Annotated in this window: 23 protein-coding genes and 1 pseudogene; 9 read left to right on the top strand and 15 right to left on the bottom strand. The window is 72.4% G+C overall.

The features are described from left to right. The first annotated feature begins 95 nt into the window (after positions 1–95). Positions 96–596, top strand: a complete 501-nt coding sequence (locus ACIQ5Y_RS32530; RefSeq protein ID WP_403888630.1) for a hypothetical protein — start codon at positions 96–98, stop codon at positions 594–596. On the opposite strand, the gene ACIQ5Y_RS32525 is transcribed toward ACIQ5Y_RS32530, so the two are convergent. Further along, a complete protein-coding gene (locus ACIQ5Y_RS32525) occupies positions 572–1570 on the bottom strand; it encodes a hypothetical protein (protein ID WP_403888627.1) in 999 nt (332 codons plus the stop codon). The genes ACIQ5Y_RS32530 and ACIQ5Y_RS32525 overlap by 25 nt on opposite strands. Before the next feature lie 114 nt (positions 1571–1684). On the opposite strand from ACIQ5Y_RS32525, the gene ACIQ5Y_RS32520 reads away from it, so the two are divergent. Further along, positions 1685–2365 (top strand): TetR/AcrR family transcriptional regulator, encoded by a 681-nt coding sequence (locus tag ACIQ5Y_RS32520; RefSeq protein ID WP_403888624.1) that lies wholly within the window; start codon positions 1685–1687, stop codon positions 2363–2365. Between the two features lie 183 nt (positions 2366–2548). Here the strand turns inward: ACIQ5Y_RS32520 and ACIQ5Y_RS32515 are convergent, their stop codons facing one another. The 4 genes from ACIQ5Y_RS32515 to ACIQ5Y_RS32500 form a co-directional block, all read right to left on the bottom strand. Continuing rightward, positions 2549–2941 (bottom strand): hypothetical protein, encoded by a 393-nt coding sequence (locus ACIQ5Y_RS32515; protein WP_403888621.1) that lies wholly within the window; start codon positions 2939–2941, stop codon positions 2549–2551. Between the two features lie 26 nt (positions 2942–2967). Then, positions 2968–3828 (bottom strand): Fpg/Nei family DNA glycosylase, encoded by an 861-nt coding sequence (locus tag ACIQ5Y_RS32510; RefSeq protein ID WP_403888619.1) that lies wholly within the window; start codon positions 3826–3828, stop codon positions 2968–2970. A 314-nt stretch (positions 3829–4142) separates the two neighbouring features. Next, positions 4143–6206, bottom strand: a complete 2064-nt coding sequence (locus tag ACIQ5Y_RS32505; protein ID WP_403888616.1) for a SpoIIE family protein phosphatase — start codon at positions 6204–6206, stop codon at positions 4143–4145. Between the two features lie 7 nt (positions 6207–6213). After that, complete coding sequence (locus tag ACIQ5Y_RS32500) at positions 6214–7494, bottom strand: DUF6777 domain-containing protein (protein WP_403888613.1); 1281 nt, start codon at positions 7492–7494, stop codon at positions 6214–6216. 162 nt (positions 7495–7656) lie between these two features. On the opposite strand from ACIQ5Y_RS32500, the gene ACIQ5Y_RS32495 reads away from it, so the two are divergent. The 3 genes from ACIQ5Y_RS32495 to ACIQ5Y_RS32485 are packed head-to-tail and all read left to right on the top strand — an operon-like array spanning position 7657 to position 10597. Further along, positions 7657–8595 carry a YndJ family protein gene (locus ACIQ5Y_RS32495; RefSeq protein WP_403888610.1) on the top strand — a complete coding sequence of 313 codons (939 nt, stop codon included), beginning with the start codon at positions 7657–7659 and terminating at the stop codon, positions 8593–8595. Then, complete coding sequence (locus ACIQ5Y_RS32490) at positions 8592–9125, top strand: DUF1990 family protein (protein ID WP_403888607.1); 534 nt, start codon at positions 8592–8594, stop codon at positions 9123–9125. The genes ACIQ5Y_RS32495 and ACIQ5Y_RS32490 overlap by 4 nt, the downstream gene beginning before the upstream one ends. Before the next feature lie 20 nt (positions 9126–9145). After that, positions 9146–10597, top strand: coding sequence for a lipase maturation factor family protein (locus tag ACIQ5Y_RS32485; RefSeq protein ID WP_403888604.1), 1452 nt, complete (start codon positions 9146–9148; stop codon positions 10595–10597). A 17-nt stretch (positions 10598–10614) separates the two neighbouring features. Here ACIQ5Y_RS32485 and ACIQ5Y_RS32480 read toward each other — a convergent pair whose 3' ends face one another. Together ACIQ5Y_RS32480 and ACIQ5Y_RS32475 are read right to left on the bottom strand one after the other, a co-directional pair. After that, positions 10615–11598: an NAD-dependent epimerase/dehydratase family protein gene (locus ACIQ5Y_RS32480; RefSeq protein ID WP_403888602.1), complete on the bottom strand. Its 984-nt coding sequence runs from the start codon at positions 11596–11598 to the stop codon at positions 10615–10617. A 253-nt stretch (positions 11599–11851) separates the two neighbouring features. Then, positions 11852–12025 carry a hypothetical protein gene (locus ACIQ5Y_RS32475; RefSeq protein WP_384589656.1) on the bottom strand — a complete coding sequence of 58 codons (174 nt, stop codon included), beginning with the start codon at positions 12023–12025 and terminating at the stop codon, positions 11852–11854. Positions 12026–12365: 340 nt separating this feature from the next. Here ACIQ5Y_RS32475 and ACIQ5Y_RS32470 point away from each other — a divergent pair, with 340 nt between their 5' ends. Then, positions 12366–12851 (top strand): hypothetical protein, encoded by a 486-nt coding sequence (locus ACIQ5Y_RS32470; RefSeq protein ID WP_403888599.1) that lies wholly within the window; start codon positions 12366–12368, stop codon positions 12849–12851. A gap of 83 nt (positions 12852–12934) precedes the next feature. Here ACIQ5Y_RS32470 and ACIQ5Y_RS32465 read toward each other — a convergent pair whose 3' ends face one another. Next, on the bottom strand, positions 12935–14422 hold the full coding sequence (locus ACIQ5Y_RS32465) for an SDR family NAD(P)-dependent oxidoreductase (RefSeq protein WP_403888597.1): 1488 nt from the start codon (positions 14420–14422) through the stop codon (positions 12935–12937). A gap of 270 nt (positions 14423–14692) precedes the next feature. On the opposite strand from ACIQ5Y_RS32465, the pseudogene ACIQ5Y_RS32460 reads away from it, so the two are divergent. Continuing rightward, positions 14693–15427: pseudogene (locus ACIQ5Y_RS32460) on the top strand (DMT family transporter); the annotation flags it as partial. 111 nt (positions 15428–15538) lie between these two features. Here ACIQ5Y_RS32460 and ACIQ5Y_RS32455 read toward each other — a convergent pair. Next, positions 15539–16849 carry a transglycosylase family protein gene (locus ACIQ5Y_RS32455; RefSeq protein WP_403888594.1) on the bottom strand — a complete coding sequence of 437 codons (1311 nt, stop codon included), beginning with the start codon at positions 16847–16849 and terminating at the stop codon, positions 15539–15541. Positions 16850–17034: 185 nt separating this feature from the next. On the opposite strand from ACIQ5Y_RS32455, the gene gndA reads away from it, so the two are divergent. After that, the gene (gene gndA, locus ACIQ5Y_RS32450; RefSeq protein ID WP_403888590.1) at positions 17035–18480 is read left to right on the top strand and encodes an NADP-dependent phosphogluconate dehydrogenase; all 1446 of its coding nucleotides are present in this window, start codon (positions 17035–17037) and stop codon (positions 18478–18480) included. A gap of 229 nt (positions 18481–18709) precedes the next feature. On the opposite strand, the gene ACIQ5Y_RS32445 is transcribed toward gndA, so the two are convergent. From ACIQ5Y_RS32445 to panD, 3 genes are read right to left on the bottom strand one after another with little or no spacing between them, the layout of a single operon-like run. Further along, positions 18710–19384 (bottom strand): aspartate/glutamate racemase family protein, encoded by a 675-nt coding sequence (locus ACIQ5Y_RS32445; RefSeq protein ID WP_403888587.1) that lies wholly within the window; start codon positions 19382–19384, stop codon positions 18710–18712. Then, positions 19381–19725, bottom strand: coding sequence for a GNAT family N-acetyltransferase (locus ACIQ5Y_RS32440; RefSeq protein WP_403888687.1), 345 nt, complete (start codon positions 19723–19725; stop codon positions 19381–19383). Before ACIQ5Y_RS32440 ends, ACIQ5Y_RS32445 begins: the two co-directional genes overlap by 4 nt. Positions 19726–19736: 11 nt before the next feature. After that, positions 19737–20156 (bottom strand): aspartate 1-decarboxylase, encoded by a 420-nt coding sequence (gene panD / locus ACIQ5Y_RS32435; protein WP_403888584.1) that lies wholly within the window; start codon positions 20154–20156, stop codon positions 19737–19739. 326 nt (positions 20157–20482) lie between these two features. On the opposite strand from panD, the gene ACIQ5Y_RS32430 reads away from it, so the two are divergent. After that, positions 20483–22378: an alkyl/aryl-sulfatase gene (locus ACIQ5Y_RS32430; protein ID WP_403888581.1), complete on the top strand. Its 1896-nt coding sequence runs from the start codon at positions 20483–20485 to the stop codon at positions 22376–22378. Here the strand turns inward: ACIQ5Y_RS32430 and ACIQ5Y_RS32425 are convergent. The 3 genes from ACIQ5Y_RS32425 to ACIQ5Y_RS32415 are packed head-to-tail and all read right to left on the bottom strand — an operon-like array spanning position 22368 to position 26367. Then, complete coding sequence (locus ACIQ5Y_RS32425) at positions 22368–23309, bottom strand: DUF6339 family protein (RefSeq protein WP_403888578.1); 942 nt, start codon at positions 23307–23309, stop codon at positions 22368–22370. The genes ACIQ5Y_RS32430 and ACIQ5Y_RS32425 overlap by 11 nt on opposite strands. After that, a complete protein-coding gene (locus ACIQ5Y_RS32420; protein WP_403888575.1) occupies positions 23306–24283 on the bottom strand; it encodes a hypothetical protein in 978 nt (325 codons plus the stop codon). Before ACIQ5Y_RS32420 ends, ACIQ5Y_RS32425 begins: the two co-directional genes overlap by 4 nt. After that, positions 24280–26367 carry a helix-turn-helix transcriptional regulator gene (locus ACIQ5Y_RS32415; RefSeq protein WP_403888572.1) on the bottom strand — a complete coding sequence of 696 codons (2088 nt, stop codon included), beginning with the start codon at positions 26365–26367 and terminating at the stop codon, positions 24280–24282. The genes ACIQ5Y_RS32420 and ACIQ5Y_RS32415 overlap by 4 nt, the downstream gene beginning before the upstream one ends. Positions 26368–26754 lie beyond the last annotated feature (387 nt).

Raw genomic sequence — 26754 nt, 5'->3', positions numbered from 1 at the left:
ACATACCCCGCTCCACGAGCCGCCGGGTGAAGGCTCGGGATCGACGGCGGGACGCTGGACGCGTGGGAGAAGGTGGAACGGTGCAGCCCGAGGGTATGAACGGCACCAGTGACGGCGGGCTCGCGGTGCCCATGGCATGGCTCTATGCCGAGTACATCGCGGACGAGCTGCTGCGCACGGGCCGGCTGATCCCGGTCAGCACGCTGGAATTCCGGGCCGGTCGCGACACGCTCGCGCTGACGATCTACCTCTCGGACGCCGCCGGCGAGCTGTCCGGGATCCGGGTCGTCTCCCAGCTCGACGAGTGGCTGTCGCTGACGGCGTACGGGCATCCGTGGCGCGACTGGGTCCACACCCGGTTCCTCGCGCTGGGCGAGGAGGCCAGGGAACGCGACCGCGGCGAGGACCCGGATCTGGAGCTGGCCCGGGCGGCCTGGCGCTGGCTCGACAGCACCGAACTCTTCGCCACCAACCTCGACCCCGGCCGGCACGGCCACGCCGACACCCCGGCGGGTCTGGACGAGAACGCCCGCGTGTGGACCCCGGCCTGGCAACTCGGCCTGCCGCTCGGTCACTTGGCGATGCACTTGTTCTGAGGCGCGGAGCCCACGACCTCGGGGAGCGGGGCGCGCCGGGCGGTGACGACCACGCGTACCGTCGCCGCGGCGACTGCCGACAGCACCGCGGCGAGGGCCGCGAGGGTCGGGGCGTCCGGGTGCACGAGGGACTGGCCCCGGCCGGCCTGCCAGGTCACGATCGCGACCAGGCCGCCGTAGCCGAGCGCGGCGGTGCCCACGAGGCGGGCGCGGACCCGCTCGTCGCGCAGCCAGGTGTGGCGGGCCGAGAGGGCGATCAGCAGGGCGGTGAGCACGAGCAGGACCTGGATGCCGTGCAGGGCGAAGAAGTGCGGGACCCGGAAGTCCCCTCCGGTGACGCTCCAGTTGGTGACGGGCATGCCGTGTCCGTCGGGGTCTCCGATGCCGTGGCCCTGGTACATCGGGATCCCGTGGCCGTTGGCGTCGGTGACGGTGCGCTCGTGGATCCCCGTCACCATCCAGTACACCGGGATGAGCATGCCCGCGGTGGCGAGGCCGATGCCGGCGCGGATCGCCCGGTTCAGATCCCTGCCGCCGGTGCGCTGGACGAGCACGACGATGCCGACGACCAGCTGCGCGATGACGATGACCATCACGCCGAGGGTGAGGACCGGCACGAGGGCCAGGGTGATCGGGTCGCTCCGGTCGGCGTTGAAGTGGCTGATCGTGCCGCGCGCCGCCTGCACGGTGATGGCTCCGACCTCGGCGGTCGTGGCCATCGCGAAGACGGTGCCCGCCCACCACGCGAGGCGCTTCCCCCTCCTGAGCTCGCTCAGCAGCCAGGCCAGCGTGCCGCTGTAGAGGGCGAAGGCGAAGCCGAACTTCATCGGCTTGGCCCACACCGACTCGCCCAGCAGGGTCCGCCCGTCCACGGCCATGGCGATGCCACAGAGGAGCACGAGGCCTGACATCAGGGCCGCGCAGGCCATGAGCGGGCGGTGCCAGGTCCGCCGCGCTTCGGTCGACGTATCCACGAGAGCTCCTTTTACAGTGTTCAACTCGATGACTTGCACACCGTAAAAGAACCTTCATCCATGGCGCAACCCCCTTGTTGAACACTGTGCAAGCCGTTGGGCTACGCTGTGGCCATGCCGCGTGAGACCTTGAGCCGTGACCAGATCGTCCGGGCCGCCGTCGGCCTCCTCGACAGCGAGGGCATCGACGGCCTGAGCATGCGCCGCCTCGGACAGCGGATGGGCTCGGCGGCGACCGCGATGTACTGGCACGTCGGCAGCAAGGAGAGCCTCGTGGTCCTCGCGGCCGACGAGGTGTGGGGCGAACTGGACTTCCCCGACCCGGCCGTCGTCGGCTGGCGCGCCGCGGCCCGCGCGCTGGTGCACGACACGTACGCGCTCGGCAGGCGCCACCCGTGGCTGGTACCCGCCATCAGCACGCACTTCGTCTACGGCCCCGGGATGGCCGGCTTCCAGGAGCACTCGTACGCGATCTACGAGGCGGCCGGGTTCACCGGCCGGGAACTCGACTGCGCCGTGAACACCTCCTTCACCTTCGTGGCCGGCACCCTGCTCGCCGACGCCTCCCAGGCGACGATCGCCGAGGCCCAGGTCCCCCGAGGCAAGGGCGACGAGGGACCGCCTCCGAGCGTCGCCGAGTGGGCGCGGGACATCGCGTCGCAGTACCCGCGGCTCCGCGCCCGCATGGAGGAGCGGCAGGCCGCGGACCCCGCCGTACTGGCCGCCGAGAAGTTCGAGTTCGGCGTGGAGGCCATCCTCGACGGCCTGGAGGCCCGACTCGGCTCCCGCGGCTGACGACAGACCCTGGGGCCTGTCGTCACATTCCCGTCTGCCCCGCGACGCCTGGCACGCGCTCTCGCCGCACCGGGCGAAAGCCAAGTACGTCCAGTACGAGGGCTTCCACCCGGCACGCCGAGAGCACGCACCAGACGACGCGGGGCCGCCCTCCGGGCGACGACGGGAATGTGACGACAGACCCTAGCGGTCCGGGGAGCGTTCGGCGGGATCCATCACCAGGCCGGTGAAATCGGCCTCGTTGCGCTCGGCCCGGGTGACGTACCAGCGGGCGACGAACCACATCACCGGGTACACCAGAACGCCGAGCGCCGGCCAGACCAGGGTCCGCGGGCCCCCGCTCGGCAGTACGAACACCAGCGGCAGCGAACCGACCAGCAGACCGAGCGCGGCCAGCGCGCCCAGTCCGGCCCGTAGCTGGCTGCGCATCAGAGCCCGTACGTAGGTGGCCCCGAGGGTGGTCTGCTCGGAGATCTCCGAGCGTGCCGGGGCGTGCGCGGGCGGCCGGCGCCGATCGCCGCGGGGCACCCCGGTGACGACCTCACGCCGGGGCGGCGACTGCTGCTCCTCGGGCATGGTGCCGGAGTCTACGCAGCGCGGGGCTATTTGAGGAGGCGCGAGAGCCGCCGGTCGGCCAGCGGCTTGCCCCCGGTCTGGCAGGTGGGGCAGTACTCCAGCGAGGAATCGGCGAAGGACACCGAGCGGACGGCGTCCCCGCACACCGGACACGCCTCCCCGGCCCGTCCGTGCACCCGCAGGCCGCTCTTCTTCTCCGCCTTCAGCTCGCCCGCCGCCACCCCGTGCGCCCGCGCGACCGCCTCGCGCAGGGTGTCCCGCACGGCCGCGTGGAGCAGGGTGATCTGCTCCTCCCCGAAGGACGCGGCCAGTTTGAACGGAGAGACCTTCGCCCGGTGCAGGATCTCGTCGCTGTAGGCGTTCCCGATGCCCGCGATCACGCTCTGGTCCCTCAACACTCCCTTGATCTGCCGCCGCTCCCCCTCCAGCAGGGCGGCGAATGCGTCCCGGTCGAAGTCCTCGGCCAGCGGATCGGGTCCGAGGCGGGCGATACCGGGCACCTCCTGGGGATCGCGCACCACGTACACGGCGAGACGCTTCTGCGTCCCCGCCTCGGTGAGGTCGAACCCGCCGCCTCCCTCCAGTACGACGCGCAGCGCGAGCGGCCCCTTGCCCGGGCGCGGCGGTGCGGCGGGCAGGGTCTCGTGCCAGCGCAGCCAGCCGGCGCGGGCCAGGTGGGTGACGAGGTGGAGTTCCCCGATCCGTACGGCCAGGAACTTGCCGAAGCGGGCGGTGCCGGCGGCCGGCTGCCCTTCGAGCGCGCTCAGGGGCGGGTCGTACGTCTTGAGCACGCTGACGGCGAGCGGATGGACGCGCTCGACCGTCCGGCCGGGCAGGTGCGCGTCGAGGTACTCCCGCAGGGCCTCGACCTCGGGCAGCTCGGGCATGCCACCAGCCTGCCGTCGCTCCGCCCGGAGCGCGAGCCGGGTGCCGGGTGCCTGCCGGGTGCCGGGTGCCGCTGCGCGGGGCCGCTCCCCCACCCCGCCCCTTCCCGAACCCGGGGCTCCGCCCCGGACCCCGGCCCTCGAACGCCGGGCGGGCTGGAATTGCCCTGTGCGTCATCCGGTCGCACGCGACCGAGGGCAGGGGAAGAATCCAGCCTCCCCGGCGTTTGAGGCGCGGGGTCCGGGGCCGAGCCCCGCGCACACGGCCCGCGGCCGACGTCCACCTGCAGTCCGGCACGGGACCCGCAGGGGACCGGTCAGCCCATCACGAACTCGCACCACACGCACTTGCCGCTGCCCCTCGGCTCCACCCCCCACACGTCCGCCAGCCGGTCCACCAGCATCAGGCCCCTCCCCGACACCCCCGCCTCCCCCGCCTCCCGGCGCCTCGGCAGGGCGCTGGAGCGGTCTTCCACTTCCACGCGGAGCCGGCGTTGCGGGCCCTCGAGGACCCTGAGCGTCACGATGGCCGGGCCGTCCGTGTGCATCAGCGCGTTCACGATGAGCTCGTCCGCGACGAGCTCGATCTCGTCGGCCCGTTCCCGCGCGCCCCAGGCGCGCACCGCCGCACCGATCATGTGCCGCGCGGCGACCAGCGCCTCGGGGTCGCCCGGCGCCACGTGCTGCTGCAGGCGGCCCCCGCCCCCGGGGGTCGTCGGCGCGTGGCGGCGCAGCAGGAGCAGCGCCATGTCGTCGTCGCCGCCGCGTTCGTCGATGACACCGCACAGCAGGTCCGCCAGCCGCTGGAGGTCTCCGGGGCCGCGCCGGACCAGCGAGGTCAGCAGCCGGATCCCGTCGTCGAGGTCTGCGCCGGGCTGTTCCACCAGGCCGTCCGTGCACAGCAGGAGCGTTTCTCCCGGGTCCAGTTCCACCGTGGTCACCGGGTATTCGAGCCGGCCGAACTCCACGGAGAGCCCGAGCGGCATCCCGCCGCTCACCGGGAGGCGCCGGCACTCCCCGTCCGAGGTGCGCAGCAGCGGGTCGATGTGGCCGGCCCGTACGAGCTGGAGCACGCCCGTCGAGAGGTCGGCCTCCACGTACGTGCAGGTCGCGAAGCGGTCGGTGTCCAGTTCGTGCAGGAAGACGGAGGCGCGCGCCATCACCGTCCCCGGCGAGTGCCCCTCCGCCGCGTACGCGCGCAGCACGATCCGGAGCTGGCCCATCACCGCCGCCGCGTGCGTGTCGTGGCCCTGGACGTCGCCGATGACCGCGCCGACCCGGCCGCCCGGCAGCGGGATGACGTCGTACCAGTCGCCGCCGATGTCCTGGCCCATTCGGGCGGAGCGGTAGCGGACCGCGATCTCGCCGCCCGGCACCGACGGGATCCGGCGCGGCAGCATCGCCTGCTGCAGGCCCTCCGCCAGGTCGTGCTCCTGCTCCAGCAGCATGGCCCGCTGGAGGCTCTGCGCGATGCTGCTCCCCAGCGCCACGAGCAGGTTGCGCTCGTCCTGGGTGAAGCCGTCCTTGTCCTGGTAGAGGAGGCCGATCGCGCCGATGGGCCTGGCCTGGGCGATCAGCGGCAGGTACGCGGCCGCCGAGATGTCCATGTACGAGATCTTCGCCCAGAGCCCGGGGTAGTCCTCGGCGAACTCCTGCGCCGAGTCGAGGAACCGCGGCTGGAGCGAGCGGACGACCTCGCTCATCGGATACTGCTCGTCCACGCGGGTGTACCGGGTTCCGGGGACGAAGCTGCCTTCGGGGCCCTCGGCGACGAGGTGGATCCGGCCCGCCTCGACGAGGCCCATCACCATGCCCATCGAGCCGAGCCGTTCCAGGCCGTGGGCGTCGCCGAGGGCGTCGATGACGTCCTGGACGGTACGGGCGTGGGCGAGGGCCGCGGTGGTGGACTCCACCACGGAGGTCTGCCGGCGCCGTTCCTCGTCGAGGCCGAGCCGCTCCGCGGAGTGGCTGAGCTCCTCGGTGGCGTCCCGCACGATGCCGATGATCCGGTACGGGCGCCCGTCCTGGCCGCGCATGACGCGGCCCTGGGTGTGTGTCCAGCGCAGCCGTCCGTCGTGGCAGCGGATGCGGAAGTAGGCGCCGTAGCTGTCCACGCCGCTTTTGAGGGCGGAGGAGACCAGGGCGTCGAGCCGGGCCCCCTCGTCGGGCGGTACGCGCGGGGAGAGGGACTCGGGCCGGCCGTCGTATGCGTCCGGGGTCGTGTCGAAGACGTCGAGGGCGGCTTCGTCCATGTGCATGAGACCCGTGATCAGGTCCCAGTCGAAACTGCCCATGCGGTTGAGTGACAGCGACCGGTCCGGGTGTGCGGGCCAGTCGTCCGGCAGCGATACGGTGGTCGGCACCGATCCACCATGACACACCCGCCGGTCAGGCGCTCTCCAGCGAGTACCCCGGGTCCGAGGGCGGCGGGCTGAGGTTCGGGTCCCCGTTCGGGTCGCCGTTCGGGGTGGAGTACGGGTCCGCGTACGGGTCCGCGTACGGGTCCCCGGGCGGAGTGGCGAAGGGGTCGTTCGGGTCGGTCGGCGCCGGTGTCGAACCGTCGGGCTCCAGGGGGACGCCGGGTTCGGACGGGAACTGCGGCGGCAGGTCGGACGGCGTGTCCAGGGGCGCGTCGGAGGGCGGCAGCGGTTGCTGCTGCTGCGGGGAGACCGGTTTCGACGGCGCGGCCGGGTCCTGCGAGAGCGGCGACCTCGGCGGGCAGTCCGTCACCGCGGGGTCCGGGGTGGCGGGCGGGGAGGTCCGGGCCCGGCCGTCGGTGCCGGGACCCGCGCACGGGTCGCCCGGGGCGGTGCCCGGCGGTGTGCCCCCGGAGTCGGTGGACGGACCGGACGGGATGCCGTCGGCGGGGTCGAACCGGGGCACCACCTGCGGAGGGCGGTCCTGGGCGCCGTCGTCGCCGTGCTTGCGTTCGAGCCACGTGTTGTCGGCGATGTTGACGATCACCAGGCTGTTGATCACGTGGACGGTGGGTTCGATGACGACGACCTGGTTCGGCTGGTAGCCGTTCCACGCGTCGCCCTTGTGCACCGGGGCGCCCTTCGCGGCCCGCGGCGAGCCCAGCGGGTTGCCGCATCCGCAGCGGACCCGGGGCATTCCGTGCTCGTCGACGAGGACGGCCGTACCGGCCTGGAGGACGGACTGGTAGCCGTCGGCGCGGCCGTCGCGGAATCCGTGGTTGGTGACCCGGGTGTCGGCGCGGAGCACGACGGGGGTGAGGCCCCGCAGGAATTCGGGGATCTTCGCCTGTTCGATGCTGGCGGCCTCGGCGAAGGCGCGGGCCTTGGCGTTGTCCTCGGTGAGGTGGCGGACCTGCTGTTCCACGTCGCAGCTGCCCAGTCGCTGGGTCCCTCCGTACAGGCCGGGGGTGTCGGCGCTGACGGTGCGGATGCCGCGTCCGGTCGGATTGGGCAGCGGGGGCTGCACGGGCGCGGACTCGGCGGTGGCCGAGGAGGTCGTGAAGGGGTCGGGGCCGGCCGAGGCCACCGGCTGGAGGTAGACCTCCTGGCTCTCGGGTCCGGCGTTCGCCGTGGCCTTGTCGTGTCCGCCACAGCCTGCCGCGAACAGGCCCAGCGCGGCGAACAGGGCTGCGCCGGCCGGTGCATGACGACGCGGCGCCTGACGAGGTGTCGGAGGTGTCGGTCCGTACACGTGGATCTCCCTTGTCGCCCCAGTTGCTCACTCTTGTCTGCCGCATGCCCGGGAGTGTCGCAACCGGAGCACCACTTGAACATGTTCAAGCAACCTCGTAAGGTCATCACCGTGAGTTGAACGCGTTCAACTCGTCGGCCGCGCATATCGGGGGAGCCCAGGGTGACGGTATTGGTGAACATGATCGTCACCCTGGGCATGTTCTACGTGGTCCCGGCCGGCCTGCGCCTGATCGACCCTGCCGGACTGGGCCGGGCCGCCCGGCTCTGGCGCCTGCCGGCCACGGCCGGGGCCCTGTCCCTCTGGCTGCCGCGCGGGATGGCCGCCACGGCGCTCGCGGCACTCTATGCCTGCGCCTGCCTGGGCCTCGCGGCGCGGGCCCTGGCCCGGCTGCTGCGCGGTCGCTCGCTCCCCCGCCCGTCCGAGATCGCCGTGGCCACCGCGCTGGTCTCGCCCTCGATCGCCGGGACCGCGCTGGTCGCCGAGCGCGCCGGGGTCCGGCTCTTCGGCTTCGACCTCGACATCCTGGCGCTGACCGTTCCGCACTTCCACTTCGCCGGGTTCACGGCCGCCCTGGTCGCCGGACTGGTCTGCCGGGCTGCGGCCCGCACCGGGCCTCCGGACGGGCTGTCTCGCGGGGCCGCGTACAGCGTCCCCGTCGGCACCCTGCTGGTGCTGCTCGGCTATTTCGTCGACGACTGGGCCGAGCTGGTGGGCGCCGTGGTCCTCACCGCCGGAATGTGGGCCGTGGCCCTGCTGACCTGGCGGGAGATCCGGCCCGGGGCGCGCGACCGGACCACACGGGCGCTGCTCTCCACGTCGGCGGTGGTCTTGCCTGCGACCATGCTGCTCGCCCTGTGGTGGGCGGCCGGCGAGGCCACCGGCATCGTGCACCCCACCCTGACCTGGATGGCCGCCACCCATGGCCTCGGGAACGCCCTCGGATTCGCCCTGTGCTCGCTGCTGGCCTGGCGCCGGCTTCGCTCCGACGCCGCGCCGGGAACGGGCCCGGGCGACGGCCCCGCCGGCAGTCCCGACACGGGCCCGGCCGTCCGCCCCGACATCCGCCCGACCGCACACCTCGAGGAGACCCCGTCATGACCCGCCTCATCAGCGCCGGCCGGGAGACCGTCAGCTACCCCGACCGGGGCGCCACGGCCCGCCTGCCGCTGCCCGCCGGATACAACCACCTGCGCCACCGCACCAGGGTCGGGCACGGCCGGGCCGCCTTCGAGGCCGCCGGTACCGCGGTGACCACCTTCCACGCCCACCGCACCTCGGGCATGCGGGTGCGGGCCGCGGACGGCGCCGTCAGCCCCGGCGACCGGGTGGTCGTGGGGATCGGCCTCGGGCCGCTGCGGATCGACGCCCCGTGCGAGGTGATCTGGACGGCCTACGAGCCGGCCCGCGTGGGGTTCGCGTACGGGACCCTGACCGGCCACCCGGAATCCGGTGAGGAGTCCTTCATCGTGGAGATCGACCCCGACGGCACGGTGTGGTTCACGGTGACCGCCTTCAGCCGCCCGGAGAGCTGGTACACCCGGCTCGCGGGGCCGGTGATCCCCTTCCTCCAGCTCCGTTACGCCCGCTGGCTGGGCCGGCACGTGCGCAGGCTGGCCGAGGCCGCCTGACCCGTCCGATACTGGAGGCGATGGACTGGTTCACGGCGCCCGGCTACTGGCTGGCCCGGCTGGTCTTCCAGCGGGCCCTGGCCGGCGTCTACGTCTTCGCCTTCGTCGGAGCCGCCCTTCAGTTCCGGGCCCTGATCGGGGCGCACGGCATGCTGCCCGTGCCGCGGTACGTGCGGTACGTGCCCTTCCGGCGCGCCCCCAGCCTGTTCCAACTGCGCTACTCCGACCGGCTCTTCGCCGGCTGCGCCTGGGCCGGGGCCGCTCTGGCCGCGGCCCTCGCCGCCGGGGCCGGGGACGAGGTGCCCCTGGCTGCGGCCATGGGGATGTGGGCCGTGCTGTGGCTGCTCTACCTCTCCATCGTGAACGTGGGGCAGACCTGGTACTCCTTCGGCTGGGAGTCGCTGCTGCTGGAGGTGGGCTTCCTCGCCGTCTTCCTCGGCAACGGGCGCGCCGGGCCTCCGGTGCTGGTGCTGTGGCTGCTGCGGTGGGTGCTGTTCCGTGTCGAGTTCGGGGCAGGGCTGATCAAGATGCGCGGCGACTCCTGCTGGCGCAAACTCACCTGCCTCTACTTCCACCACGAGACGCAGCCGATGCCGGGGCCGCTGAGCTGGTTCTTCCACCATCTGCCGAAGCCCCTCCACCGGGTGGAGTGCGCCGCCAACCACGTGACCCAACTGGTCGTCCCGGTGCTGCTCTTCACCCCGCAGCCGGTGGCCTCGTACGCTGCCGGGATCATCATCGCGACGCAGTTGTGGCTGGTGCTGTCGGGGAACTTCGCCTGGCTGAACTGGATCACGATCACGGTGGCGCTGGCCGCCGTGGACTTCACCGGGATCGCGGGCGCTCCCCCGGCCGCCGCCTCGCACCGGGCGCCGCTCTGGTACGTGGTGGTGGTGTGCGCGGTGAGCGCCCTGGTGCTGTTCCTCAGCCGTCACCCGGTGCTCAACATGATCTCGCGGCGGCAGGTGATGAACCGCTCCTTCGACTCCCTGCACCTGGTCAACACCTACGGGGCCTTCGGCTCGGTCGGCCGGGTCCGGATGGAGGTGGCGGTCGAGGGCACGGCCTCGGGCAGCGCCCACCGGGCACCACTGGACGAGGACGCCTGGCTGGAGTACGGCTTCAAGGGCAAGCCGGGGGAACCGCACAGGCTGCCGCGCCAGTTCGCCCCCTACCACCTGCGCCTGGACTGGCTGATGTGGTTCGCGGCGATCTCCCCCGGTTACGCGGAGGACTGGTTCGGCCCGTTCGTGGAACGACTGCTGGCGGGCGACCGCGACACGCTGAGGCTGCTGCGCCACAACCCGTTCCCGGACGCCCCGCCCCTGTACGTCCGGGCACGGCTCTACCGCTACCGCTACACGACCTGGCGGGAGCTGCGCGAGACGGGCGACTGGTGGCACCGCACGCTGGTGCGCGAGTACCTGCCGCCGACCCGTCTCGCGGCGGCTTCCTGGTCGCAGCCGCGGTAGATCGGAGTCCCGGCGGTTCAGAGTCCGAGGACGGCGGCCTCCTGCTCCTCGGATATGCCCTTGGCGGAGCGGTCCGGCCGCAGTGGCGGGACCCCGCCGATCGAACCCAGCCAGGCCCAGGTGTCGGTGACCGTCTCCTCGACCGGGCGGCAGGTGAGGCCCGCCGCGAGGGCCTTGGAGACGTCACCGCCGAACATGTAGGTGTGCAGTTCGCCCGGGGGCAGCCAGACCGGCAGCTCGGTCCAGGGCGCGATGCCGGCCTCCTCGATGACGGCCGGGTCGGTCCAGCGCTGTTCCGCCCGGCCACCGGTGGCGGCGGTGCAGGCGTCCAGGAAGCTGCCCATGGTTGCGTGTCCGGGCGGGGAGACCAGGTCGTAGGCGCCGCCGAGCCCGGCCTCGGCCGCGTCCAGGGTCCAGTGCGCGAGGTCGCGTACGTCGATGTACTGGAGGGGGTTGTCGCGCGGGCCGGGGGCGAGCATGGGGCCGCCGCGGGCCGCGCGGTTCAGCCACCAGGGCAGCCGGCCGGTATTCTCGTACGGACCGATGATCAGTCCGGCGCGTACCAGGAGGGCGCGCTCGCCGAAGGCGTCCTGGGCGGCGATCTCACCGCCCCGCTTGTCCTCGGCGTAGGCGGTGGCCTCGGCGTCGGGCGAGCTCTCGACCACCGGAGCACTCTCCGCGAGCGCTGCCGGGGCGGGGTAGGCGTACACCGAGCGGCTGGAGATGTAGACGTACCGCCCGACGCGGGAGCTCAGCAGGCGGGCGCTGTCGCGGACCGCGGTGGGGGCGCCGCTCCAGGTGTCGACGACGAGGTCCCACTCCCCCTCGGCGAGGGCGTCCAGGCCCCCGGGAGCGGTGCGGTCCCCGTGCAGGGCCGTGGTGCCCGGCGGGGGCGCGTGGTGTCCGCGGTGGAAGACGGTCACCTCCCAGCCCCGGGCGAGGGCGTCCTCTGTGATCGCGCGTCCGACGAATTCCGTACCACCCAGCATCAGGAGTTTCATGCAGGCAGCCTGCCCGGGCGGAGGGGGCGGCGGAACCCTTGATCGCCCTCAGCGATGACGCTCACGGCGTACGGGTTCGGGGAACTCCACGGCACGCTCGGACGATCGCGCCGTCGCGCTGACCAGGCCGGATTCCGGGCGGGCAGGCACCCGGGCCGGCCGGGGCGCGGGCAGGCACCCGGGCCGGCCGGGGTGCGGTCAGGGCAGCGCCCCCGGCGCGGGAGGGCACGGGGGCGCTTGGTGCTGCTTCGCGTCAGTCGATGCCGGGCAGGATGTGCGATTCCGCCAGGTCGTCCTCGTACCCCGCCAGTCGGATCGGGGCGGATCGTGCCCACACTTCGAGGCTTCCGAGCTCGTCGGACCGCGTCTTGCGGCGCGAGGCCGGTCGCTCCAGCAACTCCGGTTCGGGCTTCGTCTTTTCAGTCACCGCGCACTCCTTTGTGTCGCGTAACCCGGCGGGCTGACCGCGTCGGGCAGGGAGGGAAAGGGTTCCGGACGCGGTGGCGCCTTTTATGGAGCGCGGCCCGGATAGGGGCCGTCTTGATGCCCCAGAGTACACATATGAGCGGACCCCCGCTCGATGGAAAGGCAAAATCCGCTCCGTCCACCCAGTTTCGCCGCGAGTTCAGCAAGTCGTAGGACGGCGGGTCCCGGGCGGGTGGTCTGCTCGATGTCGGGTGTACGCGGTGCTACGGAGAGGAACGGCAGTGGCCAGGTCCGGGGTGTCGAGGTCCGAAGTCCCTTGCGTCACAAGCGTGGAGGAGCTCATGGATCTTCTGCACGCGTGCCGCGGCGGCCGGGGGCTCGGTACCGCCGCCCTGCTGCGCCGCTCGCATCCCTTCGACAAGGAACTCCAGGTCGCGGGCCTGGTGTACGAGATCGGAACGCTGCTCTGTCCGGGTGACCGCGCGTTTCGCGCCGACCTCGCGGCGGCGGCGGTCCGGCCCCTCCTCGGCGAACGGGTGGCCCTGCTCGTCGCTCTCGCCGGGGGCTCCGGGTGTGACGTGGCGGGCGGGACCCGGCAGCCGGGAGTGGCGGAGGAGACCCGGGAGGCGGCCGCGACCCTGCGCCAGGCCCGGGACGCCTCCGTGGCGGCCGGCCTCGACGCGGGCGTACTGGAGGACTGGCAGCCGGTACTGGAGCTGGTCGCGGCCGGGGCCTACCGGCCCGTACGGCCCGCCCACCCGGCACGACCCCTGAACGGCGACGACCCCCTCGGTTCACCGAGGGGGTCGATCGCGGGGATCCAGTAGGCCGGGGCCGGGCACCCAAGCCGGATACCGGGGCCGGGCAGCCAGGCGGCCGGGCGGCCGGGCGGCCGGGCGGCCGGGGCGGGCTACCAGTTCGCGGGGGCGTAGTCCTTCAGGAAGACGCCGAACAGGTCCTCGCCGGCCTCGCCGCGGACGACGGGGTCGTAGACGCGGGCGGCGCCGTCGACCAGGTCGAGGGGGGCGTGGAAGCCCTCCTCGGCGAGGCGCAGCTTGTCGAAGTGCGGGCGCTCGTCGGTGATCCAGCCGGTGTCGACCGAGGTCATGAGGATGCGGTCGGTCTGGAACATCTCCTGGCCGCTGGTCCGCGTCACCATGTTCATGGCGGCCTTGGCGGCATTGGTGTTCGGGTGCCCCGCACCCTTGTAGCCGCGGCTGAAGACGCCCTCCATCGCCGAGACGTTCACGACGTAGGCGCGCCCGCTGGCCGCCTTGCGGGCGGCCTCGGCCATCGACGGCCGCAGCGCGCTGATCAGGATGAACGGCGAGGTGTAGTTGCACAGCTGGGTCTCGAGCAGCTCCACCGGGGAGATCTGGTCGATGGTCTGCACCCAGGTGTTGGTCTCGACCACGTCCGGCAGCAGGCCGCCCGCGTCGATGGCGGTGCCGGCGATGTGCCGCTCCAGGCTGGCGTTGCCCGCGACCAGGGCGAGGTCGGCGACCTTCTGCGCCTCGAGCCCGCTGACCCCGATGGGCAGCGCCGCCAAGCCGTCGACCGCACCGGAGTTGAAGGCGCCGATGACGTGGTGGGCGGGGAGCTCGCCGGCGGGGAGCGGGGCGCTCTCCCCCTCGACCAGTGCCGCGTACGCGGTGGGCAGGCGGCGCACGGTCTGCGTCGCGTTGTTGATCAGGATGTCCAGCGGACCGGCCTCGGTCACCTGCTCGGCGAGCGCCACGGCCTGGGCCGGGTCGCGCAGGTCGATGCCGACGACCTCCAGGCGGTGCATCCAGTCCGCGGAGTCCTCCATCGCCTTGAAGCGGCGGATGGCGTCCTTGGGGAAGCGGGTGGTGATCGTGGTGTGGGCGCCGTCGCGCAGCAGCCGCAGCGCGATGTACATGCCGATCTTGGCCCGGCCGCCGGTGAGGAGCGCGCGCTTGCCGCTGAGGTCGGCGCGGGCCTCCCGCTTGGCGCGGTTCTCCAGGGCGCAGTCCGGGCACAGCTGGTGGTAGAAGTAGTCGACCTCGACGTACCGCGTCTTGCAGATGTAGCAGGAGCGCGGGCGCTGGAGTATTCCGGCGATCCGTCCCGCCTCGGTGACCGACGTGGGCAGGATGCCCTCGGTCTCGTCGTCGATGCGCTCGGCGGAACCGGTCGCGGTGGCCTCGGTGACGGCCTTGTCGTTGGCGGTCTTGGCGGCGCGGCGCTCCTGGCGGCGGCGCTGCTTGACCGTCCGGTAGATGCCGGCGGTGGCGCGGCGTACGGTGATGGCGTCCGGGTGGTCGACGTCGATCTTGTCGAGCTCGTCGAGGACGCTGAGGCAGACGGCGAGGCGCTCGGGGTCGATGCCCGGCCCGTACGCCTGCGCGTGCTCGTTGGTTTCGTCGGTCACCGTCATGGCCGCTGCCCGTTCCTTGATCACTCGTCCGCATCCGCCTGCTGCGGAAGTCCCAAAAGGGAAACTGTACGGATCCGATGCGGCCGGAACCAAACCCGTTCCGCGAACCCTCACGCACCGCGATCGGGCAGTCACCGCACGCACCGCGTCCGGTGTCCCGCACCTCGCCGGGAGGGCTTGATCGAGTACTCCCGTACTACGTCCGGAGTACGACTCGTGACCCCCTGTGGGCGGAGGAATAGCGCAGTTGGGTCGGGCATTGTGGACTTCATGAGTGCACTGGCGCTGTCGGTCCTGCTCTGCCTCGTGTCCGCCGTCGCGTACGCGGGTGGCGCGATCGTCCAGGAACGGGTCGCGGTGAGCACGCCGGACCGGCCCTACGCACCTCTGCGCCGCGGTGGCTGGTGGGTGGCGGTGGGGCTCAACGGCCTCGGCGCGCTGCTGCACGTGGTGGCCCTCGCGTACGGTCCGCTCAGCCTCGTCCAGCCGCTCGGCGCCCTCACCATCGTCTTCGCCCTGCCCATGGCCGCCGTCTTCGTGGGGCGCCGCGCGGGTGCGGCGGCCTGGCGCGGGGCGGTGCTGGCCACGGTGGGTCTGGCCGGACTGCTGGCCCTGACCGGCGGGAACGCGGGCACGGCGGGGGCGCCGGCGAACTCCGAGTCGAGCCTGCTGCTCATGGTGACCGCGTCGGCCGTGGCCGTGCTGTTCCTGGCTGCGCACCGGGTGCACCGGGCGGTGCTGCGCGCCGTGCTGCTGGCCGCGGCGGCGGGCACCGCCTTCGGCATGGCCTCGGTGTTCACCAAGTCCGTGGCCGATTCCGCCGGCCTTGGTGCGCCGGGTGCGCTCGGCGGGCTGTGGCCGGACCTCGCGGCGATCGCGGTACTGGCCGCCGGCGGCCTGCTGCTCTCGCAGGCCGCCTACCGGGGAGCCGGGCTGACCGCGCCGCTGGCGACGGTGACCGTGGTCAATCCGGTGGTCGCGGCGACGGTCGGCATAACGCTGTTCGGCGAGGGCTTCCGCTACGGGGCCCTCGGTGCGACGGCGGCGCTGGTCAGCGCGGTGACGGCGGCCGCGGGCCTGATCCTGCTGACGACCGTGCCCCCGCACGTGCGGGGGTCAGATGTCGACCCCGTGCGAGCGGAGGTACTTGAGGGGGTCGATGTCGGAGCCGTAGCCGGGTCCCGTGCGCATCTCGAAGTGGAGGTGGGGGCCGGTGGTGTTGCCCGTCGAGCCGGAGCGGCCGATGCGCTGGCCACCGGAGACCTGCTGGCCGGCCTTGACGCCGAGCGCGGAGAGGTGGGCGTACTGGGAGTACCGGCCGTCGGTGTGCCGGATGACGACCTGGTAGCCGTACGCCCCGGCCCAGCCGGCGGAGACGACCTCTCCGGGGCCGACGGACTTGACGGACGTACCGGTCGCCACCGGGAAGTCGACGCCCGTGTGGTAGCCGCTGGACCACGAGGATCCCGCCACGTGGTAGCGCGTGCCGATGGCGGCGTCGACGGGGGCGGTGAATCCGCCGGCGGCAGGCTGCTGCTGCGCTGACTCCGACTTCTCGGCGGGCTTCTCGGCCGGCTTTTCCGCGGGTTTCTCGGCCGGCTTTTCGGCGGGTTTCGCGGCCGGCTTTTCGGCGGGTTTCGCGGCCGCCGGCTCCACCGGCTTCACGGGTTCCGCGGTGCGCGGCGGCTTCTCGGGATTCTGCGACGGCGGCGCGGCCGGCGCCGGTGCCGGTGCGGCGGTGATGCGCAGGGTGAGGCGCTGCCCCGGGTAGATCAGGTCCGGGTTGCCTCCGACGGTGGCCCGGTTGGTCTCGTACAGGGCCTGCCAGCCGCCCTCGACGTGCTGTTCGGTGGCGATCGCGGAGAGCGAGTCGCCGGGCGCGACGACGTACGGGTTCGGCAGGACGGAGGTCCCGGTGGGACGCGGCGCCGTGCCCTGCGCCGGGATCGCCTTGGTCTGTCCGGTCTGCGGCTGTGGGGACCGCCCGCCCTGCTGCGGCTGCTCCGCCGTGCCCCGGGAGGTCTTGGGGGTGACCGTCGGCGCCTGTCCCCCGCGCGACAGTCCTGCCGCCTTCCCGCAGTTCGGCCAGGCTCCCGGCCCCTGGCCCTTCAGCACCTTCTCGGCCACCGCGATCTGCTGGTCCTTGGTGGCCAGGTCTGCGCGGGCCGCGTACGCCGTGCCGCCGAAGGCGCGCCAGGTGCTCTGGCTGAACTGGAGGCCGCCGTAGTAGCCGTTGCCGGTGTTGATGTGCCAGTTGTTCGTCGACTCGCAGGCGGCGACCTTGTTCCAGGTGTCCACGGAGGCGGCGTGCGCGGATCCGGCGCCGATGAAGGGGAGCGCGATCCCGGCCCCGCCCGCGGTGACGACGAGCGAAGCGCGGTTGATGCTGCTCGGCTGATACCGGCGGTGCCGGCCCCGTACACCCATGGGAGCCCCCATCGAAGACATCAGGAACCCCACAACCTAACCATCCGACCAGGGCATGACAAGGGGCGCAACAGGGCGCACTCCAGCGGGATTTGACCCCACCACGACGAGTTGGAGATCGATATGCCCCGGCACCGGGGTAGCGTCGGTCTTCCCCGCACACCGACGCACGCAGGAGCGCAACGATGAGCACGAGCACAGCCCAGATCGGCGTCACCGGGCTCGCGGTCATGGGCAGCAACCTCGCCCGCAACTTCGCCCGCAACGGCTTCACCGTGGCCGTCCACAACCGCACCGCCTCGAAAACCCGGGCCCTGGTCGAGGAGTTCGGACACGAGGGCGCCTTCGTGGCGGCCGAGTCGGCGAAGGAGTTCGTCGACGCGCTGGAGCGCCCCCGACGGCTCGTCATCATGGTGAAGGCCGGTGACCCGACCGATGCCGTGATCCGCGAGTTCGCCCCGCTGCTGGAGGAGGGCGACGTCATCATCGACGGCGGCAACGCCCACTTCGAGGACACCCGCCGCCGCGAGAAGGAGCTGCGCGAGCAGGGCATCCACTTCGTGGGCGCCGGCATCTCGGGCGGCGAGGAGGGCGCGCTGCTCGGCCCCAGCATCATGCCGGGCGGTTCGGCCGAGTCGTACACCTCCCTGGGCCCGATGCTGGAGAAGATCTCGGCGAAGGCCGCCGACGGTACGCCGTGCGTCTCGCACGTCGGGCCCGACGGCGCCGGACACTTCGTCAAGATGGTGCACAACGGCATCGAGTACGCCGACATGCAGCTCATCGCCGAGGCGTACCACCTGCTGCGCGAGGTGGCCGGCTACTCCCCCGCGAAGATCGCGGAGACCTTCCGCACCTGGAACCGGGGGCGCCTGGACTCGTACCTGATCGAGATCACGGCGGAGGTGCTGGCCCACACGGACGCCGCGACGGGCCGCCCGTTCGTCGACGTCGTGGCCGATGCGGCCGAGCAGAAGGGCACCGGCCGCTGGACCGTGCAGATCGCCCTGGACCTGGGCGTTCCCGTGTCGGGCATCGCCGAGGCGGTCTTCGCCCGCTCGGTTTCGGGCCACGCGGACCTGCGCGCGGCCTCGCGCGGGCTCCCGGGGCCGGCCGCCGCCCCGCTGTCCCCGGAGGCCGCGGACGCGTTCGCCGCCCAGGTGGAGCAGGCCCTGTACGCCTCGAAGATCGTCTCGTACACCCAGGGCTTCCACCAGATCCGGGCCGGCAGCGAGGAGTACGGCTGGGGCGTGGACCTGGGTGCGGTGGCCTCGCTGTGGCGTGGCGGCTGCATCATCCGGGCCGCGTTCCTGGACCGGATCCGGGCGGCGTACGACGCGCGGCCCGATCTGCCGAGCCTGCTGGCGGACGCGGAGTTCGCGGGCGAGATCGGCGCGGCGCAGCAGGACTGGCGGGCCGTTCTGGTGGCGGCCGTGCAGCACGGCATCCCGGTGCCGGCCTTCTCCGCCTCACTGGCGTACTACGACGCGCTGCGCGCGGAACGGCTCCCGGCCGCCCTCACCCAGGGGCAGCGCGACTTCTTCGGGGCGCACACCTACCGGCGCACGGACCGCGCGGGCTCGTTCCACACGCTCTGGAGCGGCGACCGCTCCGAGGTCCAGGCCGGCTGAGTCCCCTCAGCTCCAGGGCCCGGGCTGCGGTACCGGCGCGGGCCCTGGCGGCGGAGGCACCGGGTCCGGCTCGGGGAAGGGGCCGGGCACGGGTGGCACCGGGCGCGGGATCGGCTCGGGGTCCGGGAAGGGGCTGGGGTCCGGAGTCGGCTCGGGGACCGGAGGCTGCGTTTCTTCGGGTTTTCGCACCATATGGACCACCTTCCCGCGATGGCGCGAGGAATGCCCCCTACGGCACCGCCACCTGGCGGAGCCCCTCGGCCAGGCCCTCGCCCGGGCTCGACAGCACCGGGATCCGGGTCGTGACCAGGTCCGCGGCCCCGGTCATGGAGACCTGGGCCAGCACGATGACGTCCGCTCCGGTGACGGCGTCGGCGGCCGCCGCGACGAGTTCGAGGGAGCCGGGCCCGTCGCCCGCCGCGAAGCGCTCCCAGGCCCCGTCGACCAGGTGCGTACGGATCGACACGGGCCGTCCGCCGGCCTCCTCGGCCAGGAGCTCCGCGGTCGGGGCGAGGGTCGACTCCACGGTGGCCAGTACGGCGATCCGAGCACCCGCACGCACCGCCGCGGCCGCCATGGGCCGGTCCACCCGCAGCACCGGGGCGCCCAGCAGCGGGGCCAGGGCCTCCGCGGTGGCCCCGATCGTCGAGCAGGTCACCAGCACGGGCCCGGACCCGGCACCGGAACCGGCCTCGTCCCCGGCCCGGGCCGCGGCGAGCACGTCCAGTACGGCCGGAGCCACCGCCCGGGGCCCCTCGGCTCGGGCCCGGTCCAGCAGCTCCGGAACCACCAGGTGGCGCAGGACGGCCCCCGGGTGGTTCCGGTCGCGCAGCGCGTCGAAGACCGGGACGTGCGCGGCCGAGGTGTGCAGCAGGACGAGGGCGGGGGCCGTCGGGGCCGTCACCAGAGGTCGGAGTCCGCGTCGAGCTGCGCCTTGGCCGCCGCCACGACCGCGGCCGGCGCCAGGGGCGCCTGGTCGGGGTGTTTGGCGGCCCAGCTGGCCGCGTACGGGCAGAGCGGGACCACGGGCACCCCTTCGGCGGCGGCGATTCCGTAGAAGGTCTTCACCAGCCCGCCGGCGATGCCCCGGCCCTCGTGGTCCGGCTCGACGATGGTGTGCACCGCCACCAGGGCGTGGGGCGCCTCGGCGAGCACGAAGTAGGCGATGAACCCGACCACCGTGCCGTCCTCGACCGCGAAGAGCCGCCCGGCCTTGCGCTCGTCCTGGAACTCGATCGCCACGATTCCCGCTCCCCTCAGACAGCCACCGCGTGGGGGCTGCGCTCCTGATCCGTACCCGGCACCGGGGCGGAGGGATCCGCACCCAGCTCGACGATCCGGTTGTCGCCGTCGACGTGCACGACACGGGGCTTGAGCGCCCGGGCCTCCGCGTCCTCGACCTGCGCGTAGCTGATGAGGATGACCAGGTCCCCGGGGTGCACGAGATGCGCGGCGGCCCCGTTGATCCCGACGACCCCGGACCCGCGCTCGCCCTCGATGATGTAGGTCTCCAGCCGCGCACCGTTGGTGATGTCCACGATGTGCACGAGCTCGCCGGGCAGCAGGTCCGCAGCGTCGAGCAGATCGGCGTCGACGGTCACGGAGCCGACGTAGTGCAGGTCGGCCTGGGTGACGGTGGCCCGGTGGATCTTGGATTTGAACATGGTGCGAAGCATGAGGAAACTCCCGACTCGTCCGCTCCCTGCCCGCTCATTGCAGGTCAAGGGCGCTGTGCACTTTACACCGGGAGGCGTCGGATCGGACGGCCGCCGAAGACCTCGGACTTGCCCACCGTGATCAAGCGGCCGGAGGGTGCGGGCGGCCTGCCGCACCCCGGCGACCGGGGCCGAGCCGTCCGGGCGGGTTGCCCGTGCCTCCGCGGTCGGGGCCCCGAACGGAGCAACCCGGCCGGCGCCGCGCCGGCCCGGTGCGAAGAGTGGCGTCGACGGCTGGAGAGATGGCTACGCCACGGCCCGGGCCTGGCGGGGAGAAGGGGAGCACCATGGAGCAGGCAAGTCGGTCGAAGGCGGCCCAGGCGCAGATCGCCGCCGCCAACAAGGCGGTGCTCATGCGCTACCCCTTCGACGACACCCGCGACTTCGACGACGCCTCACGCGGCTGGCTCGGATCGCTGGAGGACAGCCGCGTCCTCGGTGCGCAGGGCGAGAGCGTGTGGGACCTCGACGCCTACGCGTTCCTGGGCGGGGACTGCCCGGAGACGGTCAACCCGAGCCTGTGGAGGCAGGGACGGCTGACCACGCGCCACGGCTTGTTCGAGGTGACCGAGGGCATCTACCAGGTGCGCGGCTTCGACCTGTCGAACATGACCCTGGTGGAGGGCGACCGGGGGATCGTGGTGATCGACCCGCTGGTCTCCGCGGAGACCGCGGCCGCCGGGCTGGCGCTCTACCGCGCGCACCGCGGCGTCCGCCCTGTCACCGGCGTGCTCTACACCCACAGCCACGTCGACCACTTCGGCGGCGTCAGGGGCGTGGTCACCGAGGCGGACGTCGCGGGCGGCGTGCCGGTGATCGCCCCCGAGGGCTTCCTCGAACACGCCGTGAGCGAGAACGTCTACGCCGGGACCGCCATGGCCCGGCGCGCCGCCTACATGTTCGGGGCGGCACTGCCCAAGGGCCCGCAGGGCCAGATCAGCGCCGGGCTCGGCCAGACCGCCTCGACGGGGTCGGTGGGGCTCATCCCGCCGACGCTGACCGTCACCCGCACCGGGCAGACCGAGACCGTCGACGGCATTCGCATGGTGTTCCAGATGACCCCGGGCACCGAGGCCCCCGCCGAGCTGAACATCCACTTTCCCGACCGGGCCGCCCTGTGCATGGCGGAGAACGCCACGCACAACCTCCACAACCTGCTGACCCTGCGCGGTGCCGAGGTCCGTGACGCGCGCGTCTGGGCGCGCTACCTCACCGAGGCCATGGAGCTGTACCTGGCGGGCACCGACGTCGCGTTCGCCTCGCACCACTGGCCGGTGTGGGGTCGCGAGCGGGTGCGGGGGTTCCTGTCCGAGCAGCGCGACGCCTACGCCTACCTGCACGACCAGACCCTGCGCATGCTCAACCAGGGGCTGACCGCACCGGAGATCGCCGAGCGGATGGAGATGCCGCCCGCGCTGGAGCGCGCGTGGCACACCCACGGGTACTACGGCTCGGTCAACCACGACACCAAGGCCGTCTACCAGCGCTACCTGGGCTGGTACGACGGCAACCCCGCCCGCCTGTGGGCGTACCCGCCGGTCGAGTCCGCGCAGCGGTACGTCGAGTTCATGGGCGGCGCCGACGAGGTCCTGCGCCGGGCCCGCGCCTCCTTCGAGGAAGGCGACTATCGATGGGTCGTCGAGGTCGTCAACCACGTCGTGTTCGCCGACCCCGACAACCGGCAGGCCCGCGCCCTGCAGGCGGATGCCCTGGAGCAGCTCGGCTACGGCAGCGAGAACGGCACCTGGCGCAACTCGTTCCTCATGGCCGCCCTCGAACTGCGCCAGGGCCCGGTCGGAACTCCCACCGTCGCGGTCGTCCCGGACCTGCTGGCCGCCCTGACCCTCGACCAGCTCTTCGACGCCCTCGCCATCCGAGTCGACGGCCCCGGCAGCTGGGACAAGGACGTCACCGTCCGCTGGAACCTGGACGACGGCCGGCGCGTCACCCAGTGGCTGCGCAACGGCGTCCTCGTCCACAGCTTCGGTGACGGCGGACAAGACCGGGATCCGGACATCGAGATCGCCCTGACCGAAGAGGATCTGCGCGCGGTCCTGCTCGGGACGGTGCCCCCGTCGGAGCTCGCCGGGCGCGCCCGTATCACCGGCGACCCGTCAAGGCTCACCGAGCTGCTCGGCTGCCTGACCGAACCCGACCCGGACTTCGCGATCGTCACGCCCTGACACGGCCTTCGCTCCCGTTGTCCCACGGGTCGCGCCAGTCCCCGGGCCGAGTCCGGTCACGCAACGGTGCCTCCGCGGCGAAGCGTTCGAACATCCGTGACAGGACCTCGCAGGAGGAGCGCCGGGCGGTGCCGTCCCGCGGCCCCTCGGGCAGGCGGTTCCACGGAACGGCCGGCGCGGATTCCGCGTCGTCGATCCACTCCGTGAGTGCGGCGTGATCGGGCGCTTCGTCCGGGGCGATCACGTCGTACATGAGCGTGCCTCCGGCCGTGTTGACCGCCGTGCACAACGCGTTGACCCTGTCTCCCAGACGGGTGACCCCGGCGTCGGCCATCCCCTTGAGGACGCCGACCAGAGCCAGTGCCGTGGGTTTGTGGTCGATGGCGTCCAACCGGAGGGCCGTATTGATCATGTCCTGGTTGAGGCAGGCGATCTCGGCGGAGGCGTAGTCGGACCCGTTGCGGAACATTTCCGCGGCCCACCACAACCGGGCGAAGGCCTGGCTGTGGTGAGGGCCGACGAACCGGGGACCGCTGACCTTTCCCGGCGTGCCGTCGGTGGACACCCCCGGCGCCGCATGCCGCCACAGGACGTAGTCCGGCGCCACGCACAGGGCGAGGAAGTTCCACAGAGCGGCGTTGGCCGCCTCCGCGCGGGTCATCCGGAGGGTCGCGTGCAGCCGGGGAGCCAGCCAGGCGTCCGCATCGGTCCGCCTCGCGTCGAACCGGCTCATCGCCTCGTCCACGAGCTCGCGTACCGGGGCGGCGGACCAACGGACGGAGTCGTCCTCGATCGTCGTGCTCGCGCGAAGGACCGTGACCTGCGGCAGGGCGTCCAGTCCCGCCAGTACCCCGTGGGTGAGGAATGCCGAAGCGCGGGGGGTGGGGAGCAAAGCGAGTCGTTCGGGGGGCTCGATGCGGTGTCGGGTCATCTGCTCGCCCCTTCCTGGGCACGGGATACGGCTCGCAGCGACGCCGTCAGGTTCTTGGGCACCTGGCCGCGTCGTGCCGCCGCGAACCGGATGCGGGACTGCACCTCCGCCCAGCCCCGACCATCGCTTCGTCGACCGTGGGCCTCGCTCAGCGCCTCGGGGAGGGACAGCCCGGGGAACACCTCGGGGAGCATGGAGCGCAGCGCCGACTCCTGCCATCCGCCGGGAAGGCGGGGGGTGCCGTCCTCGTCGAATTCGAGGTCGCTCAGCGCGGCGTGGAACATGGTCGCCCAGGCATCCGTCGCGATCTGCCCGGCCACCAGCCCTGCGGTCGCCTTCTCCAGTGGGCCTCGTGCTCCGGACAGCAGCTCGACCAGACCCTCGAACGAGCTGTTGAGCAGGACGGTCGGCGACTCCCCGGTGGTGTCGATCAGCCAGGGTGCCTCCATGAACGGGCGCAGCCATTCGTCCGGCCCGTCGCGGAAGTCCACCTCACGGATCTCCAGGTCGCACTGTCCGGTGGGGGTGCGGGCGAGCAGGTCCACGACCCATGGCGAGTCGCTCGTGCCGAGCACTCGTCCGTCGACACCGCCGTGGGTGCCGACGACGCTCACCTGGAGGAGTGCGCGTGCCAGATGGGTGGAGCGCCGCACCCGGACCTCGCCCCGCCAGTGCCTGTCCTCTCGGCGGCGCTCCAGACGGCTGACCACGCGGGTGTTGGTGGCTCCCTCGGTCAGGACGGCCACGCAGGTGACTCCGGACCACGGACCGTCGGCCAATTCGTCCATGGGGAGGGAGACTTCGAGGTCGATGACACCCTCGGTCCAGTCGTCCCGCTCGGCCTGGTGGAGGGCGACGACCCGGTCTTGCCGGGAGATCAGGGAAAGTGGGAGCGGCTTCCCGTCGATGTGCGCTCCCCGCACGGTGACCTCGATCTTCCCGACCAGGGTCGGATACGCGTACAAAGTGCTCACGCCGAGGCCTCCCGCGCCTGCTGGACGTCCACGATCACACCGGCCATGGCCGCGGCCACGGGATGGCTGCCGATGGCCGTGATCCCCTCGAACCGCGCCGACCGCACGTCGGGGTCGACGAGGACCCGACCGTCCACGATCTCGCAGTTCTCCTTCGCGGACAGCTCCGCCCATTGCAATGACGGGCGTCCCCCGGACCGTACGTCGAACTTGACCACCGGCAGCAACTGCCAGACGTCGTCGCGCTGCGGAACGGTCACCGTCACGTCCAAGGTCCAGGCCCCGTTCGCGTCGACCTTGCCGACGACCCGGTCCACGGCCGGACGAACCCTTCCGCGGCGGCCGCTCGACGCGGTGGGCGCGTCGAAGCGCAGCAGGTTCCGCAGGAGTTCGGGACCGGTCGAATCCCGACCGGTGCCGCGCCGACCGACCACCCCCCGCAGCGCCGCGTCCATGGCCGTGTTGAAGTCGGTCAGCCGGCGCGGCGCGTTGGCGTAGGCCGCCGTGAGCTCCTCCGTCACCCCCCACCTGTCGTGCTCGGGCGGCTCGGCCGCTCGGAGGAACGCCTCGGCGGCGTGGGTCGCCTCGCCGTCGTCGCCGGTGGCGAATCCGGCGAGGAGGACGGCGTGGAAGGGGTCCGCTCCCATTCCCAGGCCGCGCGGGCGTCGGGCCGTGACCGTCATCCGGGTTCCGCGCATGCAGACGATGCGGCTGTGCGCCTCGTCGGTGTCGGCGGCCGACGTGACCAGGAGCACCGCACGATGGCCGTGCGCCTCGACATTCGGCCCGCTGGTGCGCAGCGGCGGTACGACGAGGGGCACTTCTGCCGCCGCGACCTGTCCCGCGGCCGTGAGCTCGTCGACCGTCTCGCCGTCGATGTGGGCGCGGAGCGCGTGAACCAGCGCGGGGTGTCGTTCGGTCGGGTCGACCCGCCGCTCCGGAACCACCGGTTCTCCGTTGAGAAGGGCGCGGACCGACGTTTCGAGCATGGCCGACGTCGAGCGGCCGGACGTCATGGCCGCCCAGAAGTTGTCCGCCAGTGCCCGCTGGAGCGCCTCGCACATCTCGTTCAGGTCGTCGCTGTCACCGGCCTCGTCGTGGACTCCGACGACGAGGAAGGAGGTTCCGGGGTCGTCGCCGTCCCGATCGAGCCGTAGATCGACGACGGTCCGCTCGTCCGCCCACCAGGACCGGGCCACGCCTTCGTGTTCCTTCTCCGTGTCGGGCTCGCCGAGCCACGCGGGTCCGGCGTACGCGACACCCTCGACCTCGCGCCAGGGAAGGTCGAGACGACCGACCACACGGCGCGCCGTTTGACCCTCGTGCGGTTGGGAGAGGGTGCTGTTGATCAGAACCAGGCCGAGCAGGCCGGCCGCCCACAGAGTGGCCTTCCCGAGCCCGTACGATCCACCGGCCCGGTCGTTGCTCTTGTGACTGTCGAGCTGCCGGCGGACCACGGCGGCGTAGCGGCCGTCCCCGTATTCGGGTCCGGTCAGACCCGAGGCGTTGTAGTCGTCCACCCGCAGGAGCAGGAGGGGCGAGTCATCGCGCAGCGCTCGCAGCCCTTCGGCGAGGACTCGCCCCACCTTCTGTCGGGATTGCGCCGCGGCCGTGTAGTGGGGCTCCAGCTCATCCCACTTCAAGGCCGAGAGAAAAGCGTGCTTGTGTTCACCCGTCAGCTTGTGCAGGGTGAAGCGCACCCGCACCGGACGTCGCGGGTCGAGCCGCTCGTCGAGCGAGTTCTGGGTGACCTCTCGGACCAGCACGGCCAGGTTCGGCTCGAAGGCGAAGGCGGCGGCGTTGCCGTACTCCCGACCGCCGTCCTGGTGGGCGCCGCGGTGGTACCAGCCGATCGGACGGGCAGAGCCCGCGTCGGCGTCCCTGGTCACGAGCGTGGCGAGGTCCGTGTCGAGGAGCCGGGCGATCTCGACCATGACCTCGGCACGAGGCCGCGCCCTGCCGGTGACCCACGCCGACACCGCCGCGCGCGACAAGCCCAGGTTCTTGGCGAACTCCGCCTGCGACATCCCGTTGCGCCGCAGTTGGCGGCCGAGCCAGACACCGAACTCCTCGATGTCCTCCATTGGCCTCCACCCCACTTCCCTCGGTTCCGGACCGGGCAACACTAACACCGCATTTGACACAGTCGTCGGCGTCAAACAGTCGTTGACATCACCGATCCTCCGGTGCGCCAGCACAGTGCCGCAATCGAAAAGTCCGCCCCTTGATCGACTTGTCGATCGCCAGGTATGCTCCTTTCGGCAACTCCCTTACCAACAGCGGATGTTGAGGGTGTGTCATCCAGGGGGGCGGAGAGCTCTGCCTTCAGGTCAACCGCACTGCTCGCATGCGCAAATCCAGTCAGGGTGCGTATCGGCGTACCCGCGGGAGGGGAAGCGACCCGTCACGACGATCACCACGGTCACCACGGTCACCACGGTCACCACGGCCGAAAGCCGACCTCCCTCCCC

The organism is Streptomyces sp. NPDC096339, assembly GCF_044762985.1.
Lineage (GTDB): Bacteria > Actinomycetota > Actinomycetes > Streptomycetales > Streptomycetaceae > Streptomyces.
The sequence above is the reverse complement of the archived record's forward strand: the minus strand, read 5'-3'. Positions and strand labels throughout refer to the sequence as shown.